This window comes from Rhizobacter sp., assembly GCF_035702065.1.
Taxonomy (GTDB): Bacteria; Pseudomonadota; Gammaproteobacteria; order Burkholderiales; family Burkholderiaceae_C; genus Rhizobacter.
Window position 1 is genome coordinate 1 of sequence record NZ_DASSRA010000179.1, and the last position, 5,555, is coordinate 5,555.

A 5,555-nucleotide genomic window follows, 5' to 3' on the forward strand; every position below is an offset into this window, starting at 1 on the left:
CAGGAGACACCATGACTCGCTTCTTCAAACTCGCCACCGCGGCGCTGCTGCTCGCAGCCGGCGCCGCCTCGGCCGCGGTGCCGCAGGCGGCCATCCAGCCAGCCACCACGGGCGGCCACTTCCTCGACCGCAGCGCGCAGATCTCGGCCAGCGGCTACACCGACCGCGAGTTCTGGATCTCGGGCCTGGCGCGCACCTACCGCGCATCGAGCACGCTGCGCTCCGACGGCAAGTGGAGCGCGTACGTGTACTCCAGCAGCACGCCCTACAACACGCCGATGCTGGTGCGCCGCCCGGCCGACCCGAGCAAGTTCAACGGCATCGTGATCATCGAGTGGCTCAACGTCAGCTCGGGCTACGTGCTCGACATCGACTGGATCATGGCCAAGGAGGAGTTCCTGCGCCAGGGCTATGCCTACGTGGGCCTCACGAACCAGAAAGCCGGCCTCGACGGCTCGAAGGAGAAGAACCCGACGCGCTACAACGCCGGCAACCTGCCCAACGACGACATCTCCTACGACATCCTCTCGCAGGCCGCCAAGGCCGTGCGCGACCAGTACCAGGTGGTGCTGGGCGGCCTGGTGCCGAACAAGATCTTCGCCACCGGCCACTCGCAATCGGCGCTGCGGCTCACCACCTACGTCAACGCCATCCACCCGCTGGAGAAGGTGATCGACGGCTTCGTGATCCACGGCCGCGGCAACACCGGCACCAAGATCGCGGCGAACGACCTGCGCGGCACGCCGTCGAGCACGGTGATCCGCAACGACGGGTTGCAGCCGGTGTTCCAGCTGCAGTCGGAGATGGACGTGAACTCGCAGTCCGACACCTCCAAGGCCACCGACAGCGCCAAGATCCGCTACTGGGAAGTGGCCGGTTCCTCGCACTCCGACCAGACCATGCTCGAAGGCGTGTACTCGGTGAGCACGCGCCCGCCCGCTTCGTGCGAGAAGCCGGCCAACCGCATGCCCTTCCACCGCGCGCAGAAGGCCGTCTACAGCCACCTGGTGAAGTGGGCCACCGTGGGCACGCTGCCGCCCACCGCACCGCGCATCACGCGCAGCGCGTTGCTCGGCCGCATCCAGCGCGACAGCTACGGCAACGCGCTCGGCGGCCTGCGCCTGCCCGAGATCGACGTGCCCATCGCCACCTACGGCATCGACAACTCCACCACCGGTTCGATCGAGTTCCTCGACCTCTTCGCCTGCACCACCTCGGGCAGCCACGACCCGTTCACCGCCACGCGCCTGAGCTCGCTCTACCCGACGCATGCCGACTACTACGCCAAGTACAAGGCCGCGGCCGACAAGGCGCTGGCCGCCGGCTACCTGCTGCCCGCGGACCACGCCAAGGCGCTGCAGGAAGCGAACGCCGCACCCATCCCGCGCTGAGGCTGACCCCTGCATGCGCAACGCGACCTTCCTCCTGGCCGCGGCCCTGACGCTCGCAGCGTCCGGCTGCGGCTCCGACGACGAGGTGCTGAGCGGCACCTTCGTCGACAGCCCTGTCAGCGGGCTCGACGTGGCCGGCACCGTCAGCCCGGCCACCACCACCGATGGCAGCGGACGCTTCAGCTACCAGCCCGGCGAGACGCTCAGCTTCTCCATCGGCAACCTGGCGCTCGGTTCGGCCCCGGGTGCGTCCGTGCTCACGCCCTTGTCCGTCACCGCCGGGGCCAGCGCGGCCACCGACCGGCGCGTCACCAACAAGCTGGTGCTGCTGCAGACGATCGATGCCGATGGCGACCTGAACAACGGCATCCAGATCAGCGCGGCCATCCGTTCCGCGGTGTCGGCGCAGGCGCTCAACTTCGACCAGCCCACAGCCGACTTCCGCACCAGCCTCACGCCCTTGCTGGCCACCTTGAATGCCGCCAACGCCTTCAGCGACCTCGACCCGCGCCCGCGCACTGCGCGCGCGGTGGCCGCGGCACTGGAGCACTTCGCGCGCTCGACTGCCGCGCGCCACGTGGTGAACGTGACCGGCGGCCAGTTGAGCGGCTTCGAGGCCAGCGCCAGCACCTGGCAGTACCTCGGCATCCCCTATGCCCGTCCGCCGGTGGGCGACTTGCGCTGGCGGGCACCGCAGGCCGTGCAGCCCTGGGCCGGCGTGCGCCAGGCAGTCGCCTGGGCCGACCAGGCGGCGCAGGCGACTGCGCTCGAACGCTTCGGCGAAGGCGGCATGAGCGAGGACTGTCTCTACCTCAACGTCACCGCGCCCAAGAGCGCGAGCAGCCTGCCGGTGATGGTGTGGTTCCACGGCGGCGGCTTCACCTCGCTCACCAGCAACACCAAGCCCTTCAACAACGCGCAGGCGCTGGTCACCAAGGGCGTGGTGCAGGTGTCGGTGAACCACCGGCTCGGGCCCTTCGGCTACATCGCGCACCCGGCGCTCAGCGCCGAAAGCGGCTACAACGGTTCGGGCAACTACGGGCAGATGGATCTGATCGCCGCGCTGCGCTGGGTCAAGGACAACATCGCGCAGTTCGGCGGCGACCCGAACAACGTGACCATCTTCGGCGAGTCGGGCGGCGGGCGAAAGGTGCTCGCGCTGCTGGCCTCGCCGCAGGCGGCGGGCCTCTTCCACAAGGCCATCAGCCAGAGCGGAACGCTGATCCCCGACACGCGCAGCCTGGCCTCGGCCGAGGCCGTCGGCACGCAGCTCGCCACGCGCCTGAATGCCCCCACGCTGGCCGAGATGCGGGCGCGGCCGTGGACGGACGTGGTGACCGCGGCCGCCCCGCTCGTGCCCTATACCAACGTAGACAACCAGGTGCTGCCCGTCACCGAGCGCGCGGCCTTCGAGACGGCACACCACAACGACGTGCCGCTGCTGGTGGTGGTCAATGCCAACGACAGCATCGACCCCATCACCACGGTGAAGAACGTGCTGCCGTGGCTGGCGTCGCATCGCGCGCAGGCCACGTACGCCGCGCTCTTCACCCACATGCCGGCCGGCTGGCGCGCACGTGGCGTGACCACCTACCACGGCGGTGAGCTCACCTACGTGTTCAACGCCCCGGAGAGCGTGGTCTCGCACTTCCTGCTCAACCTGGTGATCGACCCGGCCACCAACGCGCGGCTGGTGGTTGGCGACCTCAACGGCAACGGCGTCACCGGCACGGCCGGCGACAACGCCGACGTGTTCGCCTCGGCCGGCTTCACCGCGCTCGATGCCACGGTGACCGACACCACCATGACCCTGTGGACCAACTTCGCGCGCACCGGCAACCCGGGCATGGCGAGCCTCACCTGGCCCGTCTACACGCCGGCGAGCGATGCCTTCGTCGAGCTGGCCGCGGCGCCGCTCGTGCGCAGCGGCCTGTCGACTGTCTTTCCCTGAATGAGGAGTTGAGGATGTTCTTCAGATGCAAGCTGGGCCTGGTGGCCATGCTGACGGCCTTGTCGGCTTGCGGCTCGGACGACGATGTGCTGACCGGCACCTTCATCGACAGCCCGGTGGCGGGCCTGAACGTGCAGGGTGACTTCAGTGGTGCGCGCGTCACCGATGCGGCGGGCCAGTTCAGCTACAGCGCGGGCGAGTCGCTCACCTTCTCCATCGGCAACCTGGTGCTGGGCTCGGCGACGGGGGCGGCGGTGCTCACGCCGCTGTCCATCACCGGCGGGGCGACGGCGGCGAGCGATCAGCGGGTCCACAACAAGCTGATCCTGCTGCAAACGCTCGATGCCGACGGTGACCTCAACAACGGCATCCAGATCAGCGAGCCGATCCGCACGCTGGTGTCGAGCAATGCGGGTGCGATCAACTTCAACCAGAGCACGGCAGCCTTCCGCAGCAGCCTCGCCCCGCTGCTCACGGCACTGAATGCAGCCAACGTCTTCACCGACCTCGACCCGCGCGCCCGCACGGCGCGCCCCGCGGCCGCGGCGCTGGAGCACTTTGCGCGTTCCACCAGCCCGCGCCACGTGGTCGCCACCACCGGCGGGCAGCTGAGCGGCTTCGAGGCCAATGCCACGACCTGGCAGTTCCTTGGCATCCCCTACGGCCGCCCGCCGGTGGGCGATCTGCGCTGGCGCCCGCCGCAGGCCGCGCAAGCCTGGAGCGGCGTGCGCCATGCGGTGGGCTGGCGCGACCAGTCGGCGCAGAACCCGGCGCTCGAAACCATCGGCGAAGGCGGCATGAGCGAAGACTCGCTGTACCTGCATGTCACCGCACCCAAGAACGCGAGCAACCTGCCAGTGATGGTGTGGTTCCACGGCGGCGCGTTCGCCATCCTCACCAGCAACTCCAAGCAGTACAACAACGCCGACAGCCTCACCGCCAAGGGTGTGGTGCTGGTGACGGTGAACCACCGCCTCGGGCCCTTCGGCTACCTCTCGCACCCGCTGCTCACGGCCGAGAGCGGCTACAACGGCTCGGGCAACTACGGCCAGATGGACCTGGTGCTGGCGCTGCAATGGGTGCACGACAACATCGCGGCCTTTGGGGGCAACCCGGGCAACGTCACGTTGTTCGGCCAGTCCGGCGGCGGCGGCAAGACCTATTCGCTGATGAACTCGCCGCAGGCCACCGGCCTCTTCCACAAGGCCGTGGTGCAAAGCGGCGCCTCGCCCATCCCGAACACCGGCACGCCCGCGGCATCGCTCGCGGCGAACGAGGCCATCGGCAGCGCGCTCTTCAACCGGTTGGGTGTGACCACGCTCGCGCAAGCGCGCGGGCTGCCCTGGACGGCCATCGTGCAGTCGGACGTCGACGCCGGCATTCCACGCGAGATCTACCGCCCCAACGTCGACTACCGCTACCTCACCAAGACCTACCAGCAGAACGTGGCCGACGGCATGCCCAGCGACGTGCCACTGATGGTGGGCGTGACCTCAGGCGACTACAGCACCCTGCGCTCGGCGCTGCCGGTGTTCATGACGCAGCGCACGCCGAGCTACCAGTCGCCGCAGTACGTCTACAAGTTCAGCCGCGTGCCCGACGGCTGGGCGGCCATGGGCCTCTTGAGCGGCCACGGTGGTGAGCTGCCCTACCTCTTCAACTTCGCCATGGGCAACGTGAGCAACTACAGCCTGAACCTGGTGCTGCTGCCCAACGGGACGAAGCCGCCCATCGGCGACCTCAACGGCAACGGCGTCACCGGCACCGCGGGCGACGCGGCCGACGTGTATGCCTCCATGCAGTGGGGCGCGGCCGACCTGGCCACGGCCGACCTGCTGATGACCCTGTGGACCAACTTCGCCAAGACCGGCAACCCCAGCACGGCGAGCCTGACCTGGCCGGCCTATACGGTGGCCAACGACAGCTTCGTCGAGGTCGGCCCGGCGCCTGCCGCCACGGTGCGCACCGGCCTGGCCGCCGCCGTTCAGTAAAGAAGGCGTCACTGGCTCTCCGTTCACGAGGCCCTGCGGGGCCTCTTTTTTTTGGACGCATGTCTACTTGATTCGAGAAGCTAGCCGCTGATGCCAAGAGAGAAAACCCTGGGGAGTGCGGTAAGTTGTTGAAAGCAATGAACTTGGCCTGAACGATGAAGCAGCAATGGCTGGGCGACCCGTCGTCTGGTCTCCTCGTTTTCCCTCAATTAGTGGACAGTC

Annotated in this window: 3 protein-coding genes; all 3 read left to right on the forward strand. The window is 68.5% G+C overall.

Annotation, left to right across the window (positions count from 1 at the left end; genetic code table 11):
• The first annotated feature begins 11 nt into the window (after nucleotides 1-11).
• The 3 genes from VFL64_RS08380 to VFL64_RS08390 are packed head-to-tail and all read left to right on the forward strand — an operon-like array spanning nucleotide 12 to nucleotide 5,333.
• On the forward strand, nucleotides 12-1,391 hold the full coding sequence (locus VFL64_RS08380; RefSeq protein WP_489539921.1) for an alpha/beta hydrolase domain-containing protein: 1,380 nt from the start codon (nucleotides 12-14) through the stop codon (nucleotides 1,389-1,391).
• A gap of 13 nt (nucleotides 1,392-1,404) precedes the next feature.
• Complete coding sequence (locus VFL64_RS08385; protein ID WP_489539922.1) at nucleotides 1,405-3,342, forward strand: carboxylesterase/lipase family protein; 1,938 nt, start codon at nucleotides 1,405-1,407, stop codon at nucleotides 3,340-3,342.
• Between the two features lie 14 nt (nucleotides 3,343-3,356).
• Nucleotides 3,357-5,333, forward strand: a complete 1,977-nt coding sequence (locus VFL64_RS08390) for a carboxylesterase/lipase family protein (protein ID WP_489539923.1) — start codon at nucleotides 3,357-3,359, stop codon at nucleotides 5,331-5,333.
• The last annotated feature ends 222 nt before the right edge of the window (nucleotides 5,334-5,555 follow it).